This is a genomic window from Mesorhizobium sp. M0140 (genome assembly GCF_040322475.1).
Lineage (GTDB): Bacteria > Pseudomonadota > Alphaproteobacteria > Rhizobiales > Rhizobiaceae > Mesorhizobium.
The window spans coordinates 133959-159035 of record NZ_JAMYTM010000004.1 but is presented as its reverse complement, the minus strand read 5'-3'; the positions used below and the strand labels follow the sequence as shown (position 1 = coordinate 159035).

The 25077-nt window shown below is 61.6% G+C and carries 25 protein-coding genes and 1 tRNA gene; 18 read left to right on the top strand and 8 right to left on the bottom strand.

Features of this window, described 5'->3' with window-relative positions:
- Nucleotides 1–149 precede the first annotated feature (149 nt).
- Nucleotides 150–234: transfer RNA gene (locus NKJ37_RS06175), tRNA-Leu, on the top strand.
- 44 nt (nt 235–278) lie between these two features.
- On the opposite strand, the gene NKJ37_RS06170 is transcribed toward NKJ37_RS06175, so the two are convergent.
- Entirely contained in the window at nt 279–857 is a 579-nt protein-coding gene (locus tag NKJ37_RS06170; protein WP_352555253.1) for an NUDIX domain-containing protein, read from the bottom strand.
- Between the two features lie 224 nt (nt 858–1081).
- On the opposite strand from NKJ37_RS06170, the gene NKJ37_RS06165 reads away from it, so the two are divergent.
- The 3 genes from NKJ37_RS06165 (at nt 1082) to NKJ37_RS06155 (ending at nt 2980) form a co-directional block, all read left to right on the top strand.
- A complete protein-coding gene (locus tag NKJ37_RS06165) occupies nt 1082–2185 on the top strand; it encodes an NADH:flavin oxidoreductase/NADH oxidase (protein WP_128303343.1) in 1104 nt (367 codons plus the stop codon).
- A 246-nt stretch (nt 2186–2431) separates the two neighbouring features.
- Nucleotides 2432–2710, top strand: coding sequence for a DUF982 domain-containing protein (locus NKJ37_RS06160; protein ID WP_013532012.1), 279 nt, complete (start codon nt 2432–2434; stop codon nt 2708–2710).
- A gap of 30 nt (nt 2711–2740) precedes the next feature.
- Entirely contained in the window at nt 2741–2980 is a 240-nt protein-coding gene (locus tag NKJ37_RS06155) for a DUF2188 domain-containing protein (protein ID WP_013532013.1), read from the top strand.
- 159 nt (nt 2981–3139) lie between these two features.
- Here the strand turns inward: NKJ37_RS06155 and NKJ37_RS06150 are convergent, their stop codons facing one another.
- A complete protein-coding gene (locus tag NKJ37_RS06150; RefSeq protein WP_023810439.1) occupies nt 3140–3421 on the bottom strand; it encodes a hypothetical protein in 282 nt (93 codons plus the stop codon).
- Nucleotides 3422–3742: 321 nt separating this feature from the next.
- Here NKJ37_RS06150 and NKJ37_RS06145 point away from each other — a divergent pair, with 321 nt between their 5' ends.
- From NKJ37_RS06145 to NKJ37_RS06110, 8 genes are all read left to right on the top strand, one after another.
- Nucleotides 3743–4486: a competence/damage-inducible protein A gene (locus NKJ37_RS06145; RefSeq protein ID WP_352773218.1), complete on the top strand. Its 744-nt coding sequence runs from the start codon at nt 3743–3745 to the stop codon at nt 4484–4486.
- Between the two features lie 81 nt (nt 4487–4567).
- Entirely contained in the window at nt 4568–5401 is an 834-nt protein-coding gene (locus NKJ37_RS06140) for a universal stress protein (RefSeq protein ID WP_023810436.1), read from the top strand.
- A gap of 132 nt (nt 5402–5533) precedes the next feature.
- Nucleotides 5534–6034, top strand: coding sequence for a xanthine phosphoribosyltransferase (gpt, locus tag NKJ37_RS06135; protein ID WP_128303340.1), 501 nt, complete (start codon nt 5534–5536; stop codon nt 6032–6034).
- A gap of 211 nt (nt 6035–6245) precedes the next feature.
- Nucleotides 6246–6734 (top strand): NUDIX hydrolase, encoded by a 489-nt coding sequence (locus NKJ37_RS06130; protein ID WP_023810435.1) that lies wholly within the window; start codon nt 6246–6248, stop codon nt 6732–6734.
- A 132-nt stretch (nt 6735–6866) separates the two neighbouring features.
- Nucleotides 6867–7178 carry a PilZ domain-containing protein gene (locus NKJ37_RS06125; RefSeq protein ID WP_352773215.1) on the top strand — a complete coding sequence of 104 codons (312 nt, stop codon included), beginning with the start codon at nt 6867–6869 and terminating at the stop codon, nt 7176–7178.
- A 598-nt stretch (nt 7179–7776) separates the two neighbouring features.
- Nucleotides 7777–11553, top strand: a complete 3777-nt coding sequence (locus NKJ37_RS06120; protein ID WP_352773213.1) for a vitamin B12-dependent ribonucleotide reductase — start codon at nt 7777–7779, stop codon at nt 11551–11553.
- The gene (locus NKJ37_RS06115) at nt 11526–11846 is read left to right on the top strand and encodes a DUF2188 domain-containing protein (RefSeq protein ID WP_352773210.1); all 321 of its coding nucleotides are present in this window, start codon (nt 11526–11528) and stop codon (nt 11844–11846) included. The genes NKJ37_RS06120 and NKJ37_RS06115 overlap by 28 nt, the downstream gene beginning before the upstream one ends.
- A gap of 8 nt (nt 11847–11854) precedes the next feature.
- The gene (locus NKJ37_RS06110; protein ID WP_352773207.1) at nt 11855–12691 is read left to right on the top strand and encodes an HAD family hydrolase; all 837 of its coding nucleotides are present in this window, start codon (nt 11855–11857) and stop codon (nt 12689–12691) included.
- A gap of 361 nt (nt 12692–13052) precedes the next feature.
- On the opposite strand, the gene fghA is transcribed toward NKJ37_RS06110, so the two are convergent.
- The 6 genes from fghA to NKJ37_RS06080 form a co-directional block, all read right to left on the bottom strand.
- The gene (fghA, locus tag NKJ37_RS06105; protein WP_352773204.1) at nt 13053–13883 is read right to left on the bottom strand and encodes an S-formylglutathione hydrolase; all 831 of its coding nucleotides are present in this window, start codon (nt 13881–13883) and stop codon (nt 13053–13055) included.
- 99 nt (nt 13884–13982) lie between these two features.
- Nucleotides 13983–14792, bottom strand: a complete 810-nt coding sequence (locus NKJ37_RS06100) for a formylmethanofuran dehydrogenase subunit C (RefSeq protein ID WP_352773201.1) — start codon at nt 14790–14792, stop codon at nt 13983–13985.
- Entirely contained in the window at nt 14789–15697 is a 909-nt protein-coding gene (gene fhcD, locus NKJ37_RS06095; RefSeq protein ID WP_352552632.1) for a formylmethanofuran--tetrahydromethanopterin N-formyltransferase, read from the bottom strand. Before fhcD ends, NKJ37_RS06100 begins: the two co-directional genes overlap by 4 nt.
- Nucleotides 15685–17316, bottom strand: coding sequence for a formylmethanofuran dehydrogenase subunit A (locus tag NKJ37_RS06090; RefSeq protein WP_352673758.1), 1632 nt, complete (start codon nt 17314–17316; stop codon nt 15685–15687). Before NKJ37_RS06090 ends, fhcD begins: the two co-directional genes overlap by 13 nt.
- On the bottom strand, nt 17310–18398 hold the full coding sequence (locus tag NKJ37_RS06085; protein ID WP_352773198.1) for a tungsten formylmethanofuran dehydrogenase: 1089 nt from the start codon (nt 18396–18398) through the stop codon (nt 17310–17312). Before NKJ37_RS06085 ends, NKJ37_RS06090 begins: the two co-directional genes overlap by 7 nt.
- A gap of 117 nt (nt 18399–18515) precedes the next feature.
- Nucleotides 18516–18896, bottom strand: coding sequence for a 4a-hydroxytetrahydrobiopterin dehydratase (locus NKJ37_RS06080; RefSeq protein WP_013532029.1), 381 nt, complete (start codon nt 18894–18896; stop codon nt 18516–18518).
- Nucleotides 18897–19052: 156 nt separating this feature from the next.
- Between NKJ37_RS06080 and NKJ37_RS06075 the strand changes: the two genes are divergently transcribed.
- The 6 genes from NKJ37_RS06075 to NKJ37_RS06050 all read left to right on the top strand — a co-directional run bounded on the left by NKJ37_RS06075 (nt 19053) and on the right by NKJ37_RS06050 (nt 24963).
- The gene (locus NKJ37_RS06075) at nt 19053–20024 is read left to right on the top strand and encodes a beta-ribofuranosylaminobenzene 5'-phosphate synthase family protein (RefSeq protein ID WP_128303333.1); all 972 of its coding nucleotides are present in this window, start codon (nt 19053–19055) and stop codon (nt 20022–20024) included.
- A 29-nt stretch (nt 20025–20053) separates the two neighbouring features.
- Entirely contained in the window at nt 20054–20947 is an 894-nt protein-coding gene (locus NKJ37_RS06070) for an NAD(P)-dependent methylenetetrahydromethanopterin dehydrogenase (protein WP_023810423.1), read from the top strand.
- A gap of 136 nt (nt 20948–21083) precedes the next feature.
- Nucleotides 21084–22055 (top strand): ATP-grasp domain-containing protein, encoded by a 972-nt coding sequence (locus NKJ37_RS06065; RefSeq protein ID WP_352773195.1) that lies wholly within the window; start codon nt 21084–21086, stop codon nt 22053–22055.
- On the top strand, nt 22052–23008 hold the full coding sequence (gene mch, locus NKJ37_RS06060; protein ID WP_352440197.1) for a methenyltetrahydromethanopterin cyclohydrolase: 957 nt from the start codon (nt 22052–22054) through the stop codon (nt 23006–23008). Before NKJ37_RS06065 ends, mch begins: the two co-directional genes overlap by 4 nt.
- Before the next feature lie 135 nt (nt 23009–23143).
- Nucleotides 23144–24091, top strand: coding sequence for an ATP-grasp domain-containing protein (locus NKJ37_RS06055; protein WP_352440196.1), 948 nt, complete (start codon nt 23144–23146; stop codon nt 24089–24091).
- Entirely contained in the window at nt 24088–24963 is an 876-nt protein-coding gene (locus tag NKJ37_RS06050; RefSeq protein WP_352440195.1) for a triphosphoribosyl-dephospho-CoA synthase, read from the top strand. The genes NKJ37_RS06055 and NKJ37_RS06050 overlap by 4 nt, the downstream gene beginning before the upstream one ends.
- Nucleotides 24964–25077 lie beyond the last annotated feature (114 nt).

Sequence of the window (25077 nt, the reverse complement as noted above, 5' to 3'; positions counted from 1 at the left end):
CGCCTTTTGTCACAGGCGAGGCCAATTTTCAACAGTCTTCGCATCCCGGCGAATAACCAGCATTTGGACCTGACCACATCTTGTCCCTGACCTCTACATCTTGTCTCCGACATTGACAGAATGATGGCCACATGGGATTGCCGGTCCATGCGGATGTGGCGGAACTGGTAGACGCCCTGGATTTAGGTTCCAGTGCCGAAAGGCGTGGGGGTTCGAGTCCCTTCATCCGCACCACCCTTCGCTCTGCGAGCTTCGGGTGGCGGCCACCGAAGCTCGGTTCAGGCAGCGATCGGATTGAGCTTCAGATGCTGGATCAGAATAATGGTCTTGGCGTCGAGGATACGGCCATCGGCGATGCCGGCCAGGGCCTCGTCGAGCGGCATTTCCAGGACCTCGATGTCCTCGCCCTCTTCTTGCGCGCCGCCGCCGGCCGAGATGCGGTCGGCGGGTGAATAACGGGCGATGAAAAACCAGAGACGTTCGGTGACGCTGCCGGGGCTCATATAGGGCGAAAACAGCCGCTCGACGTTCTGCAGCCGGTAGCCGAGTTCTTCCTCCGCCTCCTTTCGGATGCAGGTTTCGGGATCGTTTTCGTCCAACAGGCCGGCACAGGCCTCGATCAGCGGCTCGCGGTGGCCGGTGACGTAGGCGGGATAGCGGAACTGGCGCACCAGAAGCACGGTCGAACGCAAGGGGTCGTAAGGCAGGATCACCGCGCCATCGCCGCGATCATAGGTCTGGCGGATTTGCGTCTCCCACTGACCGTCGCGCCGACGGTAGTCGAGAACGGTCTTCTTCAGGACGGCCCAGTCGTCGGAGAGGATTTCCTCCGAACGGACGCGAATACGATCTTCCATCGTGGTCTCCATGCAAAAGCGCGTCGCGCTTTATGCTCCTGTTTTATGCGTGTCGTTCTCCCAAACCGGGCCACTTTTGGGCGCCATGCATTGCCGAGGCCTATCCGCGAACCGGCATTTCGGCAATCCCGTCAGTGATTGGTCCAGAACCCCTTTCACCGCCTCGTGTCTGGCGCAGGCGCCATCGGTCGCCTAAATAGCTGCGAACCCTCCCGGAGTTTCTCATGACAGCGTCGCTTTTCCAGTCGATCACCCTCGACGGCCTCACCTTTCCCAACCGCATCGCCGTCGCGCCGATGTGCCAGTATTCCGCCGACGACGGCTCGGCCAGTGACTGGCATCTCCATCACTGGATGAATCTCGCAATGTCCGGTGCCGGCATGGTCACAGTCGAGATGACCGATGTCGAGCGGCGCGGGCGTATTACCCATGGCTGCCTCGGCCTTTATTCCGAAGACAATGAAGCCGCCGCCCGCCGCGCACTGAACGCCGCACGACGCGTCGCCGCACCCGGCACGAAATTCGGCTCCCAACTCGCCCATGCCGGCCGCAAGGCTTCGAACCGCAAGCCGTGGGAAGGCGGCGGGCCACTGCAGCCAAACGAGGATCCCTGGCAGACCGTTTCCGCCTCGGCCATCCCCTACGACACCGGCTGGAACGTGCCGCACGCACTGGAGGACGAGGAGATCCTGCAGCTCATCGAACGCTTCGCCGAAGCCGCAAGGCGGGCCGAACGCGCCGGCTTCGATTTCATCGAACTGCACGCCGCGCATGGCTATTTGATCTTCCAGTTCCTGTCGCCCTTGTCCAACCAGCGCACGGACCGCTGGGGCGGCTCGCTGGAAAACCGCATGCGTCTTGCCGTCGAAATCGCCAAGGCGGTGCGCAAGGCTACGCCAAAGCTGATGCTCGGCGCGCGGCTGTCGGTGATGGATTGGGTCGATGGCGGCTTCGACGTGGCGGACGCGATCGAAGTGGCCAAAGCGCTCAAGGACGAGGGCGTTGCCTATCTCTGCTGCTCGAGCGGCGGCAATTCGCCGTTGCAGAAATTGCCCACCGGCCCCGGCTATCAGGTGCATCTGGCGGAGGCGGTGCGCAAGGGTGCTGATATTCCGACCCGTGCCGTCGGCCTGATCGACGACCCCAAGCAGGCCGAAGCGATCCTCACCGAGGGCCGCGCCGACATGGTGGCGCTGGCGCGGGCCTTCCTGGCTGATCCGCGCTGGGGATGGCGTGCGGCGGCGACATTCAGCGAAACGATCCACCCGGCGCCGCAGCTTGCCCGTTCGGTGACCACGATGCAGCACTGGATGAAGGCGGTGGGCTGAACGGTCCGCGCTCCCGAAACGCGCGCCCCTCCTGTCTCCAGACAGTTTGACGGTGCTTCGCAGCTATTCCGTCCGCAAGCTGTTGGGTGGGACGAGGCTGCGGCGGGCGTCGGAGGAAACTGTTCAGGGCATTCTTGCCGGTTGCGCGCTGACCGCAGGTGTAGAGCCTTCAAACAGCCTCTGAGACGTTTGGGCGCAGGCTGACGGCCATGGTTGCAACCAAATTGGCTGCTTTGCGTTGCGGCCATGATGGACAACAAACCTTTTGAAGTGCCGGTCGTCGTCGAACTTGGCCACGTCGGCAAATATCGCCACATCCGCAGCGCCCAGGAGGCCGCGGAGTGCCTGATGACGGTGTGGCCGCTCAATCGCGGCCCGCGCCATCGTGATGCCCTCGACACTTGCCTCAAAGTGCTGGAAGGTTATCGTTCGACAGCAGATGCGCGCCGGGCGCTGATTGAAGCCGCCAAGGAATCGGAAGTGCTGGTGCCCGACGACAGACTGCCCGACGACCGGCTGCATTGAGCAGACGGACCTTTCAACCGGAGGTTTTCCATGGCGAAGCTGACTTACAAGATCGTCGAGCATGACGGCGGCTGGGCCTACAAGGTCGGAGCGACCTTTTCCGAGACGTTTCCCACGCATCAGGACGCATTGCGCGCAGCCGAAATCGCCTCGGCCGAGCAGCAGGTCGCCGGAGCGACCGACGGCATCCAGTATGAGGACGCCGAAGGCAAATGGCACGAAGAATTGGCCGACGGCCGCGACCGGCCGCAGACAGAAGTCTCAGATTAATTCGGTATAGCGCTTGATGTTGAGCGGTCCGACAGGGCGCCGACCGCAGCGCCGTCCGGAGAAAGGACGCGCCAGCGGCCAGCGGCTGTCCTTGCGGACTAGCCCTCGAACATTGCTTTCCAGAAAATCAGTGTGCGCTTTTCGGAAATCGCGTTCTGGCTATTTGCCGCAATACTGATCGTTGACGTTTTGCCCTGCGTTGGCGTCCGGGCCGGGCGTGTTGTGGGCACATGGGCCTATTGCGCCGGTATTGCCTTGGGTGTTCAACCCGGAGCCGTCACGGATGCTTCCCGTGGTATAGGGGTCGACAGTTGTCTGGTCGTTGTCGCCGAACAGCCACCAATCACGATTGTTGGAATACCTGTCGTCTAGTGACTGCGCCATCGCCGATGTTGCGAGACCGATCGTCAGAACAGATGCTGCGAGAATTTTTGTAACCATTGAATCACTCCGTATCTTAGCCGCCTTGGTGCAACACTCATAAAACCCGGTAGTCAGCCGAATGGTTCCTTGAAATTGTCGTGAAGCTGAGGTGAGGCCCTGACCAGCAAAGCCCGGCCGGCGATGCGCTCGATGAATGCGGCGGTTCGCTCCGGGATCACGAATTGCGGCATGTGCCCTATTCCCTCGACCAGTTCGAACCTAGATCCTTGACCTCATCGGCTCGCCTTGGCGGCGCGAAGATGACATTGCGGCCACCGTCGCGCCGCGCTATCTCAGACCACTCGCCTTCCCAGGCCACTCGCCTTGCCGGAGCCTTCCATGCCTGAAATCGTGACCGCCGCCATGCTCGTCATCGGCGATGAGATTCTGTCCGGCCGCACCAAGGACAAGAACATCGGCCATCTCGCCGACATCATGACGGCGATCGGCATCGACCTCAAGGAAGTGCGCATCGTCCCTGACGAGGAAGACGAGATCATCGCGGCGGTGAATGCCGTGCGCAGCCGTTACACCTATGTGTTCACCACCGGCGGCATCGGTCCGACGCATGACGACATCACGGCCGATTCCATATCCAAGGCTTTTGGCGTGCCTTGCGAATACGATGCCCGGGCCTATGCGATGCTGGAAGCAAGCTATGCCGCGCGCGGCATCGAATACACGCAGGCCCGCAAGCGCATGGCGCGGATGCCGCGCGGCGCCGATCTCATCGACAATCCGGTGTCGGTCGCGCCTGGCTTCCGCATCGGCAACGTCCACGTCATGGCCGGCGTGCCATCGATTTTCCAAGCCATGCTCGACAATGTCGTGCCGACGCTGAAGGCCGGCACGAAGATGCTGTCGGCGACCGTGCCCTGCCCGTTCGGCGAAGGCCTCATCGGCGGGCCGCTGGGTGATATCCAGAAAGCGCATCCCGATACGATCATCGGCTCCTACCCGAAATATGGCGATGGCAAGTTCTGGACCGAGTTGGTCGTGCGTGCCCGCAGCCAGGAGGCGCTGGACGCCGCCCGCGCCGATGTCGAGGCAATGGTCGCGGGGTTCGCCGACAGTCCCGGCTGATCTGAGCCAGACCGGAACCAAGCACGACGCTGCAACGTTTCCCCGGCACGAGTTCGCTAGCTCGTAGATTGAGGGATCATCATGCGATTCAAAACCATCGTCGCCATTCTGCAGAACGAGCAGGACGCCGAGCGCGTGCTCGACTGCGCCATTCCGCTCGCCACCCGGTTTCAGAGCCATCTGGTCGGCATCCACGCCGAAACGCTTCCCGTGCCCTACACCTCCGCCACAGGCTTTCCCGACACCGAATTCCTGCAGGTTTCGGCAGACATGAACCGGGAACGGGCCGAGAAGTTGAGGACGCTGTTTCTCAGGCATATCGAGGATTCCGGTCTTTCCTTCGAGTGGCGAAGCCTGGAAAGCTTTTCGGGTGACAGCGCGCTGACCGGGATTTCGAGCGTGCGGGCCGCCGACCTGATCATAGCGGCGCAGCGCGAAACGGGCGGCGATTCCAGTGCGGACGTAGACACGCTGGTCTACGATGCCGGCCGGCCGGTGCTGGTGGTGCCGCACGAGGGTCCGCTGATCACCACCTTCAAACGCGTCTTGCTCGCCTGGAACGGAAGCAAGGAAGCGGCACGCGCCGCCTTCGACGCGCTGCCCTTCATCATCGAAGCCGAGAAGACCGACATATTGGTTATCGACCCTCCTGAAACGCTCGACGACAGCCCGGAGGCCGCCGGCGCCGAAATCGCGTCGGCGCTATCGCGCCACGGCGCCACCGTCAGCGTCTCGGTGCAGCAGTCGGGCGGCAGTTCGGTCGATGACATCATCCAGACCAGGATCGCGGAAACCGGCGCCGATCTGCTGGTGCTTGGTGCCTACAGCCACTCATGGCTGCGTCAGCTTCTGTTCGGCGGCGTGACGCGCAGCGTGCTGCGCACCGCGCCGGTGGCAGCCTTCCTGTCGCGGTAGGTCCACACCGATCGTTGGCCCTTGCCTTTGCCAAGGCCCTTGCTCTTGCCAAGATGGGGGCTTTCCAGCTAATTCCGCGCGCATTCCCCTGTTTACCTGCGCGCGATCCCCGCGTGCTGTGGAGTGCGCGACATGTCCCTTCCCGAAAAAGCCTTTCCGGTCTCCTGGGACCAGTTCCATCGCGACGCCCGGGCGCTCGCCTGGCGGCTTTCCGGCGCCAACAAGGGACAATGGAAAGCGATCGTCTGCATCACGCGAGGCGGGCTGGTCCCCGCGGCGATCATCTCGCGTGAACTCGGCATCCGCGTCATCGAGACGGTCTGCGTCGCCTCCTATCACGACTATACCAGCCAGGGGCAGCTGCAGGTCCTCAAGGAGATCACCCCTGCCCTGCTCGCCGAAGACGGCGCCGGCGTGCTGATCATCGATGACCTGACCGACACCGGCAAGACGGCGGGCATCGTGCGCGCGATGATGCCCAAGGCGCATTTCGCCACCGTCTACGCCAAGCCGAAAGGCCGGCCGCTGGTCGATACTTTCGTCACCGAAGTCAGCCAGGACACCTGGATCTATTTCCCGTGGGACATGGGCTTCACCTACCAGAAGCCGATCGCCGACGACCACGCGGGCTGATTCGAACTACCTGCCTGTTACAGACCGGCAGCTTGCACTGGGGATGATTTGCTTTCGCAAACAGGTCCGGCAGGGCCGGATATTTTGTGAAATCGACGTCTATCGGCGGAAATCGGCCAGGCGAATGAAATTTTTTACTTTTATTGCCGACAATTAGCCGTAAGATTCGTGAGACGGCAAACGATTCCGGAGGCTGGGGCTAGCTTCTTCGATGTTGACGAGGCCAACGACACATAATCATCTGGCCGAAAGGGTCCGACGGCTCTTCGGCACGGCGCCGTGCCGCCTGCAGGTTGCCGCCCTGCCTTGGCGCGACACGGGAGACGGCGTCGAGATCATGCTGATCACCAGCCGCGATACGGGTCGATGGGTGTTGCCCAAGGGCTGGCCCGAGGCCAGGGAGCCGCTCTGCGAGGCCGCGGCGCGCGAAGCCGGCGAGGAGGCCGGGCTGCGCGGTCGTGTCTCTCATCTTGAAGCCGGCCGTTACTTCTACGCCAAGGTACTGGCTTCCGGCGAAGAAGTGCCGTGCGAGGTCCTGGTGTTTCCGCTGCATGTCGACAAAGTCGCGGACCGCTGGAAGGAAAAACACTCACGCACCCGCAAATGGGTCCGCGCAAGCGAAGCGGTGCGCATGGTCAACGAACCCGACCTTTGCCAGATCATCGCCTATTTCTGCGCCGACCCGCACAGCTTCTCCTGACGGGCGGCCACACCGCGCTCTTTGCAAAACGGGACTGGCTTGCAAGGGCTGGACATGCGTTGCCGCGTATCGACATGAATGCTTTGCTAAGGAATCAAGGATAGGATTCGGCAGCTCTGGTATTTTTGATCGATGGCGAGTCCCGCAAATCCAATTCCAAACGAGTCCGACGAGCCCCAGCGCGAGCGTCGTCCGCGCGTGCTCAAGGGCGGGTCGATCATCACCGGAATTTCGAATTCGGAAGTGGGCTGCACGCTGCGCAATCAGCACGACGGCGGCGCCGAACTGAAGATACCGCTCGAAGCCCGGGTCCCAGATCGCTTCCTTCTCTATGTGCCGCTCGACGGCATTGCCTATCGTTGCGAGGTCCGCTGGCGACGCAACGACCGTATCGGGGTGCAGTTCACCGGCACCGAGCCAAAACCCCGGCTGCATTACGGCTGACGCCCGGGCAAGCTTGCGCGCGGAAAATCGTGATCCGCGCCTGCATTCTATCCCCGTTATCCACATATGTGACACACAAGATGTTGGGGTCACAAAAGCTACGCAAACGAATCCTTGACGGCGCAAAACGAGTCGCCTTTTATAGGCCATGTGCTCCTGTTGAGAGTGCGACCGGAAAGTTCTGAGCCCGGTCTTTTTTCCCGGACTATGTGCGTTTTTGCTCGCATTTCCGCCTGTTTACGAGGCCGGCGGAAGCGTTGGGATTGTGGGGCGGTTGGGACGATAGGGACAATTGTCGGGCTTGAATAAATTGTCTGTTAATACTATATTTAGTGTTTGCAGGTAGGTTCGACGCTAGATAGTGTGAATTTCCCTCGATCGAGGGAATCGGAAAAAATCAGTTTTGAGGGACCCGCGGGTTCGTCGGCGCGTTGGACAGATACTTCGCAAGGAGTTTGACCAGCAGGGCCGGCGGAGACCGCGAAAATGGAGAGCCGGTCGTTTCGAACGCCCGGCAGACGGCGGACATGCGCGTTTCGCATCGGGGGCAGAAATCCCTTGGGAAAAGCGCTATATATAGACAAAAGGGACCGGACCAATGCGCATCGAGCGTCGTTTCACCAAGCCAGGACAATCTGCCTATGCGGAGATCGAATTCCGCAAGGCGCTTTCGGAGATCAAGAATCCGGATGGTTCGGTGGTGTTCCGCTTGGACAATATCGACGTGCCGGCGCAGTTCTCCCAGGTTGCAGCCGATATCCTGGCGCAGAAATATTTCCGCAAGGCCGGTGTCCCCGCACGCCTTAAGAAGATCGAGGAGAACGACGTCCCCTCCTTCCTGTGGCGCTCCGTCGCCGATGAGGCGGAACTGGCGAAGCTGCCGGAAGCCGAGCGCTACGGTTCCGAGATCGACGCCCGCCAGGTCTTCGACCGGCTTGCCGGCACCTGGACTTACTGGGGCTGGAAAGGCGGCTACTTCAAGGGGTCGGAGGAAGACGCGCGCGCCTTCCGCGACGAGCTTGCCTACATGCTGGCCACCCAGCGCGTCGCGCCGAACTCGCCGCAATGGTTCAACACCGGCCTGCACTGGGCCTATGGCATTGACGGCCCGAGCCAGGGCCACTTCTATGTCGACCCGTTCACCAGCAAGCTGACCAAGTCGAAATCCTCCTACGAGCATCCGCAGCCGCATGCCTGCTTCATCCAGGGCGTACAGGACGACCTCGTCAACGAGGGCGGCATCATGGATCTGTGGGTGCGTGAAGCGCGCCTGTTCAAATACGGCTCCGGCACCGGCTCCAACTTCTCGCTGCTGCGCGGCGAAGGCGAAAAGCTGTCGGGCGGCGGCCGCTCGTCGGGCCTGATGAGCTTCCTCAAGATCGGCGACCGCGCGGCGGGCGCCATCAAGTCGGGCGGCACCACGCGCCGCGCCGCCAAAATGGTCATTGTCGACGCCGACCACCCCGATATCGAGGAATTCATCGACTGGAAGGTCAATGAAGAGCAGAAGGTCGCCTCGCTGGTGACCGGCTCGAAGATCGTCAAGAAGCATCTCGAAGCGATCATGAAGGCCTGCGTCAACTGCGAAGGCAATGGCGACGACTGCTTCGACCCGGCCATCAACACCGCGCTGAAGCGCGAGATCAAGGCGGCCAAGAAGTCCGCCGTGCCGGAGAACTACATCTACCGCGTCATCCAGTTCGCCAAGCAGGGCTATTCGTCGATGTCGTTCAAGACCTACGACACCGATTGGGATTCGGATGCCTACCTCACGGTTTCGGGCCAGAACTCCAACAATTCGGTGTCGCTGAAGGACAATTTCCTGCGCGCCGTCGAGGACGATGCCGACTGGCACCTGACCGCCCGCAAGGACGGCAAGGTGCTGAAGACGCTGAAGGCCAGGGATCTCTGGGAAAAGATCGGTTACGCCGCCTGGGCGTCCGCGGATCCCGGCCTGCATTTCAACACGACGATGAATGACTGGCACACCTGCGCTTCCGCCGGTGCGATCCGGGCGTCCAACCCGTGCTCGGAATACATGTTCCTCGACGACACGGCCTGCAATCTCGCCTCGATCAATCTGCTGCCCTACCGCAACGCCGACGGCACGATCGACATCGCAGCCTACGAGCACACGGTGCGGCTGTGGACCATCGTGCTCGAAATCTCCGTCATGATGGCGCAGTTCCCGTCGAAGGAGATCGCCAAGCAGTCCTACGAATACCGCACGCTCGGCCTCGGCTATGCCAATATCGGCGGCCTGCTGATGACGTCGGGCATTCCCTACGACTCCGATGAAGGCCGCGCGATCTGCGCCGCACTCACCGCGATCATGACCGGCATGGCCTATGCCACCTCGGCCGAGATGGCCGGCGAGCTCGGCGCCTTCGCCGACTACGACCGCAATGCGCAGAACATGCTGCGCGTCATGCGCAACCATCGCCGTGCCGCCTATGGCGAGAAGCAGGGCTACGAGAAGCTCGCCGTCAATCCGGTGCCGCTGGTCGCTTCCGACCTGAAGCAGCAGGACCTTGCTACCCACGCTAAGGCCGCCTGGGACCGCGCCATCGAACTCGGCGAGGAGCATGGCTACCGCAACGCGCAGGCGACCGTGATTGCGCCGACCGGCACGATCGGCCTGGTCATGGATTGCGACACCACCGGCATCGAGCCCGACTTCGCGCTGGTGAAGTTCAAGAAACTGGCCGGCGGCGGCTACTTCAAGATCATAAACCGCGCCGTGCCGGAAGCGCTGCGCACGCTCGGCTACTCCGAAGCCCAGATCGGCGAGATGGAGGCCTATGCGGTCGGCCACGGTAATCTCAACCAGGCGCCGGCCATCAACCCCGGCGCGCTCAAGGCCAAGGGCTTCACCGACGACAAGATCGCCGCGCTCAACGCAGCCTTGAAGTCGGCCTTCGACATCAAGTTCGTCTTCAACCAGTGGACGCTCGGCGCCGACTGGGTGAAGGAGACGTTCGGGTTCACCGACGAGCAGCTCAACGACTTCTCGTTCGAGATCCTGCCGGCGCTCGGCTTCTCCCGCAAAGACATCGAGGCCGCCAACATCCATGTCTGTGGTGCGATGACGCTGGAAGGCGCACCGTTCCTCAAGGCCGAACACCTGGCGGTGTTCGATTGCGCCAGCCCGTGCGGCAAGATCGGCAAGCGCTCGCTGTCCATCAACAGCCACATCCAGATGATGGCGGCGGCACAGCCCTTCATTTCCGGCGCCATCTCGAAGACCATCAACATGCCCAACGATGCGACGGTGGAAGACGCCAAGGGCGCCTACATGCTGTCGTGGAAGCTGGCGCTGAAGGCCAACGCGCTCTACCGCGACGGCTCGAAGCTGTCGCAGCCGCTCAACTCCTCGCTGCTCGCCGATGGCGAGGACGACGAGGATGATGCCGTCGAGCAGCTGCTCGCCGCACCTGCGGCAGCACGTGCCGCACAGATCACCGAGCGGATCGTCGAACGCATCATTGAGCGCGTGTCGCGCGAGCAGGAAAAGCTGCCCGGCCGCCGCAAGGGTTACACGCAGAAGGCCAAGATCGGTGGTAACACCATCTTCCTGCGCACCGGCGAATATGACGATGGCCGTCTCGGCGAGATCTTCATCGACATGAACAAGGAAGGCGCGACTTTGCGTGGCCTTCTCAACAACTTCGCCATCGCCATTTCGCTGGGCCTGCAATATGGCGTGCCACTCGACGAATATGTGCACGCCTTCACCTTCACCAAGTTCGAGCCGGCCGGCATGGTGCAAGGCAATGACGCCATCAAGAGCGCGACGTCGATCCTCGACTACGTGTTCCGCGAGCTGGCGATCTCCTATCTCGGCCGCAACGACCTCGCCCATGTCGACCAGTCGGACTTTTCCAACACCGCACTTGGCCGTGGCATCAGCGAAGGCAAGACCGATGCGGTCTCCAAGGGCCTGACCCGTGGCGCCTCGCCGGTGAAGCTGGTGTCGCGCGTCAGCGGCAACGATCCGAAAGGCTTTGCAGCCCCCTCGGGCGCCCCTGCCCGCTCGGCACCGACCGCCTTCTCCGGCTCCAACGTGCTGGCGCTGAAGCCAGCCAGCGACGAAGCGGTCGCCTACAAGCGCGACTATGAGGAGCGGGCGAAGGAACTGGCCGAGGACATCGCCTTCGAGGAAGCGGCTGCATCCGACGCCACCGCGGGATTGTTCACCGACGCCGCGGCCGTCGAGGCGGCCGAAGCCAAGAAACTCGCCAACGACCGCCGCGCCAAGTCCCTGCTCCAGGGCTACACCGGCAATTCCTGCTCCGAGTGCCAGAACTTTACCATGGTGCGGAATGGGACTTGTGAGAAGTGCGATACATGCGGCTCGACGAGCGGGTGCAGCTGAGGAAAAAGGTTGCAAGGAGGCTCGAAGCTGGCCTAAGTTTGTTCGCGATTTGTTCACAAGGGAGAAGAACGATGGCGGAAAATTATTGGACTACTAAGCGTAACGACGGCTGGGCCGTTAAGAAAGAGGGGGCAAGTCGAGCATCTTCGGTGCATTCAACCCAGGCTGAAGCTTGGTCTGAAACAAGAAGACTTGCGCGGGGCGCACAAAGTGAAGCATTATTGCAGGGAACGGACGGCAAAATTAGAGCTAGGAATTCATATGGGAATGACCCCTATCCGCCGAAAGGATAGTTGAGAGATTGGTTCAAAAGCTAATTCCTCTGGCAATATGTTACGACTTTGATGGCACTCTCGCTCCTGGAAATATGCAGGAGCGAGATTTCATTCCAGCGATTGGAATGACCAAAAAGACATTTTGGAGTGAGGTCAAAGCTGACTGCATCAAGCATGACGCAGATGAAATTCTTATATACATGAAGCTGATGCTTGCAAAAGCATCTAGCAAAGAGGTCACAGTTCGCAAAATAGACTTTGAAAACTATGGAAAAGGGCTAGAACTGTTCGATGGCGTTGCCGAATGGTTTGACCGTATAGATAGCTACGGGAAAGACGGCGGCATCAAAGTTTCTCACCACGTTATCTCTTCTGGAATTCGAGAGATGATATCTGGCAGTAAGATATCTAAGCATTTCAAAAATATATACGCCTCTTCTTTTTGCTATGATCATCACGGAATCGCAGTCTGGCCTGCGCTAGCGCTAAATTACACGACAAAAACTCAATATCTTTTTCGAATTAACAAGGGAAGCCACAACGTTTACGACAATTCATTGATAAATGAATACGTTCCACCAGAGGATCGGCCGGTTCCTTTTTCAAACATGCTATACATTGGTGATGGACTTACCGACGTGCCGTGTTTCCGTCTAGTCAAAAATCTCGGCGGCACATCAGTTGCGGTATTTAGACCGCACACTAAAGGCGCCAAGACAAAATCACAGAAAATGCTGAGTGACGGGCGCGTTAATTTTATTGCTCCGGCAGACTACCAGGAATCTTCTCCCATAGATCGAGTTGTCAAGGCAACCATGGAGAAAATTGCCTCAGAGCAATATTACAGATCACTTTCAAGATAAACCTTACTGGGTTGCTCCGTCCCACCAAGTTGGGGTTTGATCTCGAAACTACCCCGGCGACAACACCAGTAGCGTCTGCTCGTCAAACAACGGCTCATCCTGCCCGATACGGACGAACAGCACTTTCCGCCCCTCACCCGCTGGCGCCTCGAAATACTGGATGTCGTCAGGTATTTCGCCCTAGTCGCCGCAGGGCGGCTCGGGCATCTTATCGGGGCTGGCAGGCGCTTTCAGCTCTTTCGCATAGGCCGCGTCGGGGCTGAATGTGTAGCGTTTGACGGCGGCAGGCGCGGCGCCCTCGGTGTAAGGCGTCGGAGTCGATAACTTGTTTGCATCTAGCCATGCCTTCGGCCTGCCCAGATCAAAGCCTCTCAGCATGCCATCTCAGATGGTCGTCCATGAAGCTGGAGATGAAAAGATACGAGTGATCATATCCATCCTGCATCCGCAATTTAAGCGGAATACCCGCTTTGGCGCAGGCCGCTTCAAGCAGCCAAGGCCTCAGCCCGTCGTCAAGAAATCCATCCGACGTTCCCTGATCCACCAAGAATTCGGGGAAACGGTATCCGTCATCGATGAGCGACGTCGCATCGCAAGTTCGCCACGAGGCCTCATCCTTGCCGAGATACTTCTCAAAAGCCGGTCTCGACCAGCCGGCGGTGCTTGGCTGGGCGATCGGGGCGAATGCCGAGCAGCTCTTGAAACGTTGCGGATTCTTCAAGGCAATCGTCAGCGCGCCATGCCCGCCCATGGAATGGCCGGAGATAGCCTGGCGGGCCATATCGGCTGGAAATTCAGCCGCGATGAGGGCCGGCAACTCCTCGGTGACATAGGAATACATGCGATAATTCTTCGCATAAGGCTCTTGCGTCGCATCGAGATAGAAGCCGGCGCCGGAGCCGAACTGCCAGTTGTCTTTTTCATCCGGAATGTCGGCCCCACGCGGGCTGGTGTCGGGACAGACGACGATCAGGCCAAGCTCGGCGGCCATGCGCCTGTACTCGCCCTTGTCCATTACATTGGCGTGGGTGCACGTCAGGCCTGAGAGATACCACACAACGGGACAAGGCGCCTCCCGCGCCTGCGGAGGTATGAAAACGGCAAAAGTCATGTCGCAACGGCAACTCGTCGACAAATGGGAATAGACGCCCTGCACGCCGCCATGGGCTTTCGTTTGAGAGATGATTTTCATGTGTTCTCCACGTTGCGGGTCGTATGACGGTCGCCCCCTACTGCCACCCAGCGGCAGCACTTGCGTCCTGCCATCCTATGGTTCTTGTGTCGACGGATCTCAGCGCGGAAAAAGAACCTCGCCCATTCCGAGCACTGCATTATCCCCGCCATATTTGCGCGGTGCGCTCCCCAGAAGCGGCCGTTTCAAAATGCCCTCGGCGATCAGATGACGATCGATGATGGCGGCGAAAACGCTCTCGGGCGCGCCGCATTCGACGAAGCTCGGCGACATGCGTGCCGGCGCGCGATCGAGAAGGATCGAACCGCGACGCATCAGATAGCCGGGCATCTCGCCGGTGCCACCGGCCACCACCAGCGTGCCGGCGATCATGCGGCTGCCGGCAAGGTCTCCGGAGCCTTTCAGCACCGCGATCAGGCCGCGCCGCATGCGGTCCGCCGCGAAGGCGCCCGCCTTGCCCCTGACGATCAACACACCGCCGTTCATGCCGGCCAGTTCCCCCACGAGCGGCGCACCGAGGTGGTCGCCGGCATTGCCCGTTATTTCAAGCCTGCCGCCGCGCATGCCGGAGCCGGCGTATGGACCCGAATTGCCTTCGATCGTCAGCTTGCCACCGCGCATGGCGCGCCCGGCCTGGGCGCCGGCATTGCCAACGAGGCGAACCGACCCACCCCGCATGCCTTGCGCCACAAGGTCAAGGCGCGTGCTTCCGCCCTCGAACACGATGCTTGTCGGATCGCTGCCGGCGACGCGAAAAATGTCGCCCACCTTCGATCCGTGCTTCGACATGCCGATCTGGATTCCTTCGACGTCGCGCCTTTCGATCCCGGCCAGCCGCTCCGGCGTCAGCGGCGACAGGTCAAGGCGCTCCGGCGGCTCGGCAACCAGGGTGAAGGTCAGCCCCTTCATGGCAGCATATCCTTCAGCGAGTAGATGAATTTTCCGAGCTTGCCGCCGTAATTGCCGGCGCTGATGCGAACCGCGCCTCTTTTCGGTCCGAGCTCTATGACAGCCTTGATGCCGGCCTTCATCGCGGCGGCAACTGCATCATTGGTTTCACCATCGATGACGATTTCCAGGACGGCGTTGATGTCGGGACCGAGTTCACTCGCGACGACGCCGCGCAACGTCGGCGCATAGGCTTCGTTGGCCGAGGCGATCATCCCTTTGTATTTGCCACCTATCTTGGAACCCGAACGGGCGATGCCGCCCGGAAACGGCACGATGGCGCCAGGCACCATGCCGATCGCACCGACCGCGGCCTCGGCAGCGGCCAAAGCGTTGGCGCTGCTTTGCGCCATGACAAAGAAATTGCCGCCACCGACAGCTTCCTTCGTCAGTCCGGTCGTTGCTTCGCACAGGAACTCGCCATCCATGACGGGAATACGCCAGAAATGCCTGTCGCCGATCTTCTTGGAGATTTGCCAGCCGTCGCCGAAATAACGCAGCGCCGAACCGAGCTTGAGCTCGGCGCTGCCCTGCAGCCCGGCAAAGCAGGCGGAACCCGGCGAGGTCAAAACGCACTGGCCGACACGATTGAGCAGTTGTTTCTGCAATTCGTCCGTTCCCATCGCGAAAATCATGACGCGGCAGCCCGGCCGGCCATCCGGTGTGGCCGACGGCGGCAGGTCGAGATCGATTGCCGCTTCGCAGCCGCAACCGATCACCGAGGTGGCGAAGCCGGTCATCGTGATCGCCGCCTGGCGAGCCCATTTCCGGCTCGGCGCGGTGATGACGATGGCGGTTGCGCGCATGCCGAAGGCTTCCGCGAAGGTATCGTCGATCGTCACCCCATTGACGCTCATGTTCGGCATGGCACCTCGCCGAATGGCTGTTCGCGCGCAATCGCGGAATCCGGAAAATTGAACCAGTCCAGCGACAGGCCGTAGCGCTGCTGGTGATAGTCCTCGAGCCGTCGCACCATTGCCTTGTCGACAGGCGGCTTGAGCCTCAATGCCTTGCCCCAGCGGTAATGGATGATTTCCCCGTCTTGCACGACGAGATCGCCATCCTTGAAAACATACGCCGCCCGTCCGAGCATTTTCGCGATACTGCGGTCCCTGCGATAGATAGCGATGTCTGCTGTTGCGCCGGCGCCGAGATGGCCTCGGTCCGTCAAGCCGAGCAGCTTGGCTGGCGCCGCGCGCGTCATGATGGCGATTTCCTCGAACGTGTATTCGCGGTCGATTGCGGCCAGGGTAGAGAGCGCCAGAGCGGATCGTGAAAGTCCGGCGGTCATTTCGGCGCGCGCTTCCCGGCTCATCAGCAGTTCGAACAGCGCCGGATAAGCGGTAAAAGGTGCACCGTTGGGATGATCGGTGGTGAAGAACACACGCCAGGGATCGTCGATCAGGAGAAAAAGCTCGAGCCCGATCGCCCACTGCATCGTGCCGTAGAAGTCCTTGCCATAGCTGTAGGGCACGATGCCGCCGCCATTGCCGTCACCGTCATGAATGACGGTCTTTTTCGGGTGCGCGCTGCCACGCGCCGAAAACTGCCGCATGACGTCGGAGGAGACCGTGACCGTCTGGCCGAACATGACCTGGCCGATATCGATGGTGACTTCCGGCGTCGCGTTGACCAGTTCGGCAAGCCGTGCGGCGGCGGAAGAAAACCCGCGTTTTCCTTCCGTGCCATAGCCATAGAACTGGAGGTGGGCGAGATGCAGCGGCAGCCCATCCGCCGCTGCAATCGTCGCAGCCGCCGTATCCGCCGATCCGGGGCTGCCCAGATTGTTGCAATGGACATGCAGGGGATGCGGCAGGCCAAGACTGTCGACGGCGGCCTGCAGCGTCTTGACGATCTTGCGCGAACTGACGCCATAGGAAGGCACGACATCGTCCAGCGAGAAGGTGCGGACGTTCTCCTTGAAGGCGGCCGCCGCACCGGCGTTGATCACCTTGACCCCAAGCGCTCGCGTCGAAGCGACCGTCCAGGCGACATAGTCCTCGATCATCGTTCGGGGGGCGTCGTCGCGGATCATCGACAACAGGAAATCGTCATTGCCGAGAATGGCGAGGGTTGCTTTGTCGATGATCGGGATGTCAGCCAGTTCGAGATGCGTGTGAAGCGCCGCTCCCGGCGACATCGCCGGCTCGACCACCGTCGTAAAGCCCATCTTTGCGTAGAGGCAGCCGGTCTGGAACGTCGACCAGCCGGCATTGGAGAGCGGCGTCATTGCTGGCCGCGGCTGATGGGCGGCGTGCTGTTCGGGCAAGAGCAGCCGCGCGGTGTTCACATTGCCGCCGCCAATGTGGGAGTGGATGTCGATGGCGCCAGCCATCACGATGCAGCCGCTGGCTTCGATGATCCGGTCGGCCGCCCCTCCCGCCGGCGCCGGAACGATCTTGTCGTCCTTGATCCAGAGGTCGCCTTTGCCGAGACGGCCGTTGACGGGATCGATGATGTCGCCGCCGGCGATTTTCGTCAGCATGGCAGTGCCTCGGCGAAAGCATGGGTAGCGATCAGGCGGATGATCGTCGCGGCGGAGGGCAATTGCGAGGCCGCTTGCGCATCGATCGACCTGAGCGAGCCCGTGCGGCTGGAGTAGACAACCGCATCGTGATCGACCCCAGCCTCGCCGATGGCGATGGTGACCGCGGCGCCGGCAACCGGCTCTTGCGTTTTCGTCAACGCAATCAGCGCGATGCGGCGCTTTTTTTCCTTCGGTTGAGCCGTTGTGGCGGAGATCCGCAGGTGCAGGTCGGCTTCGCCGGCAGCGATCATGCGCGCCACATCGCAGCGCCAGGGATCGAATTCCGGGAAGCCGCGCGCAAAGCCGGTGCGCAGTGGAAAACCTGTCATCCAGGCCGAGGCGAGCGTGCTTCCCCAGCCGTTTTCGTTCGCCGGCAGATGAAGGCCGGATGCGCGCGATTTGCGATTGAGATCGGCGATCAGTCCTTGCAGCATCTCCAATGCCAAGCCTTCGGCGGCGTGGCCTGAAAACAGGAACACGGGGAAATGCGCGGCCGCCAGAGCTTTGGCGAAATCATTGAAATTCGACACCGGTTGCGATGTACGCTGCCCTTTGTACTGTGCCCGCAGTGCCGCTAGCGTGGCGGCGAGGCTGGCTTGGCCACAGGAAAGTTGCGTTGCCTTGCGCCCGCCGTTCAGCGGCGGCACGGACATCCCGTTTGGACCTACCACGAAGAACGCGCGCTGGTTCCCGGTCGAGAGGTCGGGAACCGTCCCAGCGAGTTCGCCAACAAGACCATGATGGATCCGCGGGAGCTCGCCCACGATCACCACGACATCGGCACGCCGGCGCGTCTCACCGGGGGCGACGGTCATTGCCCCCTTGTCCGTAAAAAGCGCGGTCTCCCGGGCAAGTGCCGCGCCATCGGCATGGTCGTATGCCGCGCCAGCCCGCTCGGCCAGCGCGATCGCCGCCCTCGTGCCGTCTATATCCGTATCAAAGCTGAAAACCGGGCACCGACTTGACGACAATAGCGACGCGGCATGCGTAGCCGCGTGCTCAATCAGCGCTTCCCGGTTGCCGATCCAAGCAACCGCCATTCGCTAAACTACTTTCTGGTGCCGGCCCGATCCTAGACGAAACTGGATTGGCCGTGAACCCCACCTTGCAGCAGATCAGCGAATGTTTTCATACGCGTCAACAAATTCCGACCCTGCTTAGTCATATTTGACGTAAGCGAAGCGTTGATCGGTCAGCGGAGTGCCTTCCAGTGCCCCGCCTTCCTTGGCCGGCTGCCACTGGACAACATCCTCGATCTTTTTCGCCAACTCGAAATCCTTGTCGGTAATGCCTTTCGCCGCGTGGTTCGTCAGGCGCACCTCGACCCAGGCATAGGAGGCGGTGATATCGGGATGGTGCCACGCCGCCTCGGCGAGATGGCCAACCGTGTTGATGACCATGAGCGTCGATTTCCAGCTGTGGGTCTTGTATTTGCGCCGGATCCAGCCGTTTTCGTAACGCCATTTCGGCAGCTCCTTCTCAAGCCGATCGGCGATCTCGGCTTCCGAATAGACCTTTTCCTTGACTGTCTCGTTCATCTCGACCTCCGCGAATTGCTCGGTCTGTCTACGCGCCGGAGCCGGCAAACACGTGGATGCATTCTCTTTGGCTTGCCCCATCGACGAAAACAGTTATCATGGTACCGGGCACCTAAACTTCCATGATGCATCCATGATGCACCCATCGGGGGGCAGATGTCGAATTCTGTTACCATACGAGTGCCCGCTCGCCTGCACCTCGGCTTCCTTGATCTCAATGGCGATGCCGGACGGCGGTTCGGCAGCGTCGGGCTTCCATTGAGCGAACCCGAAACCGTCGTCACCCTGTCGCGGTCCGGCGAGACCATCGTCGAAGACTCCGAGAGCACCCGCGCCAGCGAGCATCTGTCGACGCTCTGCAAGCATCTCGGCATTCGCGGCCAGCACCATCTGGTGGTCGAGCAGTCGATCCCCAGTCATGCGGGTCTGGGGTCCGGCACGCAGATCGCCCTTGCCGTCGCCTCGGCATTGCGCACTCTCCATAATTTGCCTCTGGATATCGTCGGCGACGCCAGCCTGCTCGAGCGGGGCGGCCGATCCGGCATCGGCATCGCAAGTTTCGAAGACGGCGGCGTCATAGTCGACGCCGGCAAGAACGACCGCGGCGGAACGCCTCCGGTCGTCGCGCGGCTGCCGTTTCCGGAAGAGTGGCGCGTCATCCTCATCCTCGACCATTCCGGGCATGGACTGCATGGCGCTGCCGAGGTCGCGGCGTTTCGTTCGCTGCCGCCATTCCCAACGGCAGGCAGCGGGGAGATCTGCCGGAGGGTGCTGATGGGCATTATGCCGGCTCTGGTCGAGCGGGACCTTCCGGCATTCGGCGCCGCCGTCACCGCGATACAGATGCTGATCGGCAGCCATTTCGCCCCGGCGCAGGGCGGCGTGTTCACCTCGAAGGGGGTCGAGATGGCGGCCCACCGTCTCAATGAAGCAGGCGCCGTCGGCATCGGCCAGAGTTCCTGGGGGCCGACAGGCTTTGCCTTCGCGCCATCGCATGACGCCGCACTCAAGTTCGTCGACGCGGTTCGGAAGACGAAAGTTGGAGACGGCCTTGAGATCAAGATCGTCAAGGGCAGGAACTCCGGCGCGAAGATCAGCTCAACCAGGCTGAATCTCGTCGGCAGCTGACGCTCCCGTTTCAGGCAGAAAGGCAAGAAATGGCCCGCAAACACATCCTGCACATGCTGACACCGTTGAAGCAGATGAGCCCCTTCGACGTGAATATGGCGCTCGACGCAGGTTTCGACGCCGTCGTCCCCTATGTCGATGTAAGCCTCGCCGAAGTGACAGGCCTGGTCCAGGACGCGATCTTTTCGCGCCCGCCGGATGCGGGTGTCGACACCGGCATCTTCATCGCCGGGAAAGATGCCTCGTTGGCGCTCGACATGTTCGACGCCGCGAAGAAGGCGATGGTGCCGCCTTTCCAGGTTTCGGTATTTGCCGATCCGGCCGGCTCGTTCACCACGGCCGCGGCGATGGTGGCCAAGGTCGAAAAGGCGCTGGAGAAGAAATTCCAGCGTGGGCTCAGGGATACGAGGGTGGCTGTTTTCGGCGCCACCGGCGTCGTCGGCTTCTGCACCGCCGTCATCGCGGCAGAGGAAGGTGCACGGGTCACACTTGTCGGCCATGACGGCATTGAAAGGGTCAAGCAGATCGCGGCCGAGATCGAAAGCAGATTCAACATCATCGTCGATGCCGCTGACGGATCGAGCGACGCCCGCAAGACAAAGCTGGTCGAGGCAAACGAAATTATCCTGGCTTGCGCTAAAGCCGGCGTCCAAGTGGTCTCCAAAGCCCAATTGAAAGGCAATGACCTGCTTATTGCGGCCGACGTCAATGCTGTTCCCCCGGCCGGCATCGAAGGATTGGCCGTCAATGCCAATGGTGATCCACTCGAAACGGCAAAAGCTGTCGGCATTGGTCCGCTTGCCATTGGCAATGTCAAATATAAGGTCGAATTCGGTCTCTTCAAAAGAATGATCGAATCCGAAAAGACGATCACGCTCGATTTTCAGGAAGCGTTTTCCCTTGCACGCGAGATTGCCAAGTAACGCCGGATCTCTTTTGATCGCGGCAATTTCAGGCCGGGCGCTGGCCGCCGCCGCGCGTCGCGCCGGTTATCGTCCGCTGGTCGCCGATTTCTTTTGCGATACGGACACCGTCGCGCTCGCAGAACGCGCGACGACATTGCCGGGCGACCTGCAGGGGGGCGTCGATGGCGAGCGCATCATCGACACGCTTCGGCGATTGGCTGGCGACGACCTCCCGGTCGCCATTATCCTGGGCTCTGGGTTTGAGCGGATGCCTGAGACCGTGGACAAGATCGCGCGACACTTTCCGCTCGCAGGCAATGGCGGCGGCGCGATCCGCAGGATCAAGGATCCGCAGTTGCTGGCTGATGATTGCACCGAACTCGGCATCCCGCATCCGCAATTGCGATGGGACCAGCCGCCTGATCCGGAGAACTGGGTGGTCAAGACCGCGGGCGGCGCCGGCGGCGGGCACGTCAGACGAGCAGCCGGAGAAAGCCCGACCGCCGGCCGCTATTTCCAGCGCTTCGTTGCCGGACGCAGCATCTCGGCCCTGTTCGTCGGCAACGGGCAAACCGCGCACATCGTGGGCTTCAGCCAACAGTGGACGTCCCCCTCCCCGACAGCGCCCTATCGCTACGGCGGCGCCGTGCGGTTGAGACGCTTCGATCGCAGACAGGCGGCGCTCATCGGCGGTTGGCTCTCAAGTCTGACGCGGCGCGCCGGCCTGGTTGGATTGTGCAGCGCCGATCTCATCCGCGGGCCGGATGGCTACAAGTTCATCGAGATCAATCCGAGGCCGGGCGCCACCCTCGACATTTTCGACGATGTCGAAGCGCCATTGATCGAAGCGCATCTGCGCGCCGCGACGGGTCAGGTCTTCCGCTTGCCGCGCTTCGTCGATTCGATGGCGTCGATGGTGACTTACGCCGCGACGCCAATCACTCACTTTCCGTCGATCGCCTGGCCTGAATGGACAGCGGACCAGCAGTCGGCTGGCACCCGTCTGATTGCCGGCGACCCTGTCTGCACGGTCTTCGCACGCGGTCCGAGCGTCCAATCGACCAAGCGGCTCATCAAGGGACAAGCCAGTCAATTGCAACTCCAATGGGAAGGAGACCGGACATGAAAGACGGTTCGGCATTCCTGAACGACAATGCACAGCGCATCGTTGACGGCATGATCGGCGACGCCGAACGCCTGCGTATCGTCGTCTCCACGGGGCCATTGGGCGAGCGCCTGATCGATGCCGGCGCCAAGACCGTCGGCAGCGTCGAAGCCGGGCTGCGCATGGCTGAGGCCGCGATGGGCGGTCTCGGCAGCGTTTCGGTGTTCATGGATCGCGCGTCACAGCAATGGCCGTTCACCGTCGAAGCGCGATCTTCGCAGCCGGTGCTAGCCTGCCTGGGCAGCCAGTATGCGGGCTGGAACCTGTCTGGCCAGGACTATTTCGCCATGGGATCTGGACCGGCGCGGGCACTCGCCCGGGTCGAACCGCTGTTCGAAACACTTTCCTATCGCGACATCGCATCGTCCGCGGTGCTTATCCTGGAGACCGCCGAACCGCCTCCCCGCGCGATCGTTGAGAAAGTGGGCAAGGCAACTGGACTGGCGACGGAAAAGCTCACCTTCCTCTATGCGCCGACACAAAGCCTTGCCGGCGGCGTGCAGATCGTTGCGCGCGCGCTCGAGGTTGCCCTGCACAAGATCAACGATCTCAAATTCCCGCTGGAGAACGTTGTCGATGGCATCGGAACGGCTCCGATCCCCGCCCCCCATCCGGATTTCCTGACCGCCATGGGCCGAACCAACGATGCCATCATCTATGGCGGCAGCGTCCAGCTCTTCGTGAAAGGATCGGCGAAAGAAGCTGGCAAACTCGCGGAAAAACTCCCAAGCAGCGCCTCACGGGACTACGGCCAACCCTTCGCCGAGATCTTCACGCGGTTCAAGGGCGATTTCTATGCCATCGACCCGCTGCTGTTCAGCCCGGCCGAAGTGATCGTGACAGCGATCGAAACCGGCGATACGTTTCGCGCCGGTGGGCGTGATCTGAAGATGCTCGAACGGAGTCTCGGCTAAGAGGATGGCGGTGCAAAGGGATTCGTCCGTCATTCGCCTGCCCGACGACTGCATTTCGTGCAGCCCTGCCGCGGACGCGGCAATGAGGGCGTGGAATCGCTCGCGCCGCCGACATTCCCGCACCCGAGAGGCCACATGATCCCTCGCATCCTGATCGTCAGCGACAAAGTGGACACCGGCTCCAACGGCCTGGCGGCAGGGCTTGGTCGGCGGGGCGCCGCCGTTGCAGCCGCGCCGCTGGCGGCTATCGCATTCGACACCGGCAGCCCGAGCGGGCTTTCGATCCCTGGCTTCGGCGGCACGCTGCCCGACGCCGTGCTCGTCCGTTCGATCGCCGCTGGATCGTTCGAAGCGATTACCCGGCGCCTCGGCGTGCTGCACGCGTTAAGCAGACTGTCGGTTCCCGTGTGGAATTCCGCGCAGGCGATCGAGCGCTGCGTCGACAAGTCGATGACGACATTCCTCTTGAAAAATGCCGGCCTGCCTACGCCACGCACCTTTGCCGTAGAAGGACTTGCCGTCGCCGAGGAGATCGCGGCGCAAGAGCTTCCGCGGGGACCGCTGGTGCTGAAACCATTGTTCGGGGCGCAAGGCCGCGGGATAAAGCTGATCCGCACGCTCTCGGACCTGCCGGCCGCAGAAGAGGTGAACAGCGTCTACTACCTTCAGCAATATGTGTCGCGTGCCGGTCCGCCTTTCCGGGATTTTCGCGTCTTTGTCTGCGCCGGCGAGACCGTGGCGATGATGAGCCGCATCAGCGACGACTGGATCACGAACGTCAACAGGGGCGGCGTGCCGGAACAGGTTTCCGAACATGGCAAGGCGGAACTGGCCTCGCTGGCTGTCGCCGCGTCAGCTGCGGTCGGCGCGGATTTTGCCGGCGTGGACATCGTGCGGGCTGACGACGGCAATCTGCTCATACTCGAAGTGAACAGCATGCCCGCCTGGTCGGGATTGCAATCGGTGGTCGCCGTGAACATCGCCGAAGCAATCGCCGATGCCTTGCTGAAACTCCTGGCCGACCGCGCCGAAGCGGCCGCCGCGCCGCGGCCCTACCGTTTCGCCGCGCCTGCGAATTCGTGAGGGCCGCTAGGTTGGCGCTATCGCGTGAACGCCTCCGGGCCAGCTACAAGGATGCCTGCAGGATGGAGATCGAAGCCCTCAAACCGGGCAACGTCCATCTGTTCGCCGACGGACACGGCATGTCGGCCGCTCAATTCATGATGAGTGCGGAGGTTTCTTCCGGGCCGCTGACCGATCCTCGTCTGCCGGTCGGACAGCGCATGCTGGAGGCGGTGCGCGCGACCCGACTGGCGGTCGCAACCAATACCAATCTCGGAATCATCCTTCTGACAGGGCCACTGATATGCGCCGCCGAAATGAGCGGTGACAGACTGCAGGACAATCTCGACTCGCTGCTTCGGGCTTTGAGCGTGCAGGATACCAAGGCGGTGTTCGAGGCGATCGTCACGGCCGCGCCAGGTGGCCTCGGAGAAGCCGCCAACGATGTGCGGCAGGAGCCGAAGATCCATTTGCTGGACGCGATGCGGGAGGCCACCGACCGCGACATGATCGCCCGCCAGTACGGCAGCTGTTTCGGCGACGTGTTCGGGGTCGGGCTCGCGGCGCTGGATGGAGCGTTGGCACGTGGAGAAACCGGCATGTGGCCGACGATATTCGTCTACATGGCGTTTTTCGCCGACTTCCCCGACAGCCATGTGATGCGCAAGCACGGCGTTGACGTCGCAAATCAGGCGCGGCAGGAAGCCGTTGCCGTCCAGGCGGCGCTCCATGCCGAGGGCGACGAACCGTCTCGCATTCGCCTGCTCATGGAGTTCGACCGTCGGTTAAAGGCCGACAACATCAATCCCGGCACCTCGGCCGACCTCACCGTGGCTACTCTTTTAGTCCACACCCTCGCCCTCACCTTGCATAATCGCGGCGTTGGTGCTTGACTTCCAAAAGCGGAAGCTGTGCTTCCGCGGCTATCTAGCCAACCGGTCCGGGCAAATCCGGACGCTGCCAACAAGGATAGCTGTCCATCGAGCGCCTGCTCGGTTGCAGCGTCC

Bases quoted from the DNA above. Each gene is read 5' to 3' on its own strand.
- NKJ37_RS06170 (WP_352555253.1), bottom strand. From the start codon at position 857: ATGGAAGATCGTATTCGCGTCCGTTCGGAGGAAATCCTCTCCGACGAC.
- NKJ37_RS06165 (WP_128303343.1), top strand. From the start codon at position 1,082: ATGACAGCGTCGCTTTTCCAGTCGATCACCCTCGACGGCCTCACCTTT.
- NKJ37_RS06160 (WP_013532012.1), top strand. From the start codon at position 2,432: ATGATGGACAACAAACCTTTTGAAGTGCCGGTCGTCGTCGAACTTGGC.
- NKJ37_RS06155 (WP_013532013.1), top strand. From the start codon at position 2,741: ATGGCGAAGCTGACTTACAAGATCGTCGAGCATGACGGCGGCTGGGCC.
- NKJ37_RS06150 (WP_023810439.1), bottom strand. From the start codon at position 3,421: ATGGTTACAAAAATTCTCGCAGCATCTGTTCTGACGATCGGTCTCGCA.
- NKJ37_RS06145 (WP_352773218.1), top strand. From the start codon at position 3,743: ATGCCTGAAATCGTGACCGCCGCCATGCTCGTCATCGGCGATGAGATT.
- NKJ37_RS06140 (WP_023810436.1), top strand. From the start codon at position 4,568: ATGCGATTCAAAACCATCGTCGCCATTCTGCAGAACGAGCAGGACGCC.
- gpt (WP_128303340.1), top strand. From the start codon at position 5,534: ATGTCCCTTCCCGAAAAAGCCTTTCCGGTCTCCTGGGACCAGTTCCAT.
- NKJ37_RS06130 (WP_023810435.1), top strand. From the start codon at position 6,246: ATGTTGACGAGGCCAACGACACATAATCATCTGGCCGAAAGGGTCCGA.
- NKJ37_RS06125 (WP_352773215.1), top strand. From the start codon at position 6,867: ATGGCGAGTCCCGCAAATCCAATTCCAAACGAGTCCGACGAGCCCCAG.
- NKJ37_RS06120 (WP_352773213.1), top strand. From the start codon at position 7,777: ATGCGCATCGAGCGTCGTTTCACCAAGCCAGGACAATCTGCCTATGCG.
- NKJ37_RS06115 (WP_352773210.1), top strand. From the start codon at position 11,526: ATGCGGCTCGACGAGCGGGTGCAGCTGAGGAAAAAGGTTGCAAGGAGG.
- fghA (WP_352773204.1), bottom strand. From the start codon at position 13,883: ATGAAAATCATCTCTCAAACGAAAGCCCATGGCGGCGTGCAGGGCGTC.
- NKJ37_RS06100 (WP_352773201.1), bottom strand. From the start codon at position 14,792: ATGAAGGGGCTGACCTTCACCCTGGTTGCCGAGCCGCCGGAGCGCCTT.
- fhcD (WP_352552632.1), bottom strand. From the start codon at position 15,697: ATGCCGAACATGAGCGTCAATGGGGTGACGATCGACGATACCTTCGCG.
- NKJ37_RS06090 (WP_352673758.1), bottom strand. From the start codon at position 17,316: ATGCTGACGAAAATCGCCGGCGGCGACATCATCGATCCCGTCAACGGC.
- NKJ37_RS06085 (WP_352773198.1), bottom strand. From the start codon at position 18,398: ATGGCGGTTGCTTGGATCGGCAACCGGGAAGCGCTGATTGAGCACGCG.
- NKJ37_RS06080 (WP_013532029.1), bottom strand. From the start codon at position 18,896: ATGAACGAGACAGTCAAGGAAAAGGTCTATTCGGAAGCCGAGATCGCC.
- NKJ37_RS06075 (WP_128303333.1), top strand. From the start codon at position 19,053: ATGTCGAATTCTGTTACCATACGAGTGCCCGCTCGCCTGCACCTCGGC.
- NKJ37_RS06070 (WP_023810423.1), top strand. From the start codon at position 20,054: ATGGCCCGCAAACACATCCTGCACATGCTGACACCGTTGAAGCAGATG.
- mch (WP_352440197.1), top strand. From the start codon at position 22,052: ATGAAAGACGGTTCGGCATTCCTGAACGACAATGCACAGCGCATCGTT.
- NKJ37_RS06055 (WP_352440196.1), top strand. From the start codon at position 23,144: ATGATCCCTCGCATCCTGATCGTCAGCGACAAAGTGGACACCGGCTCC.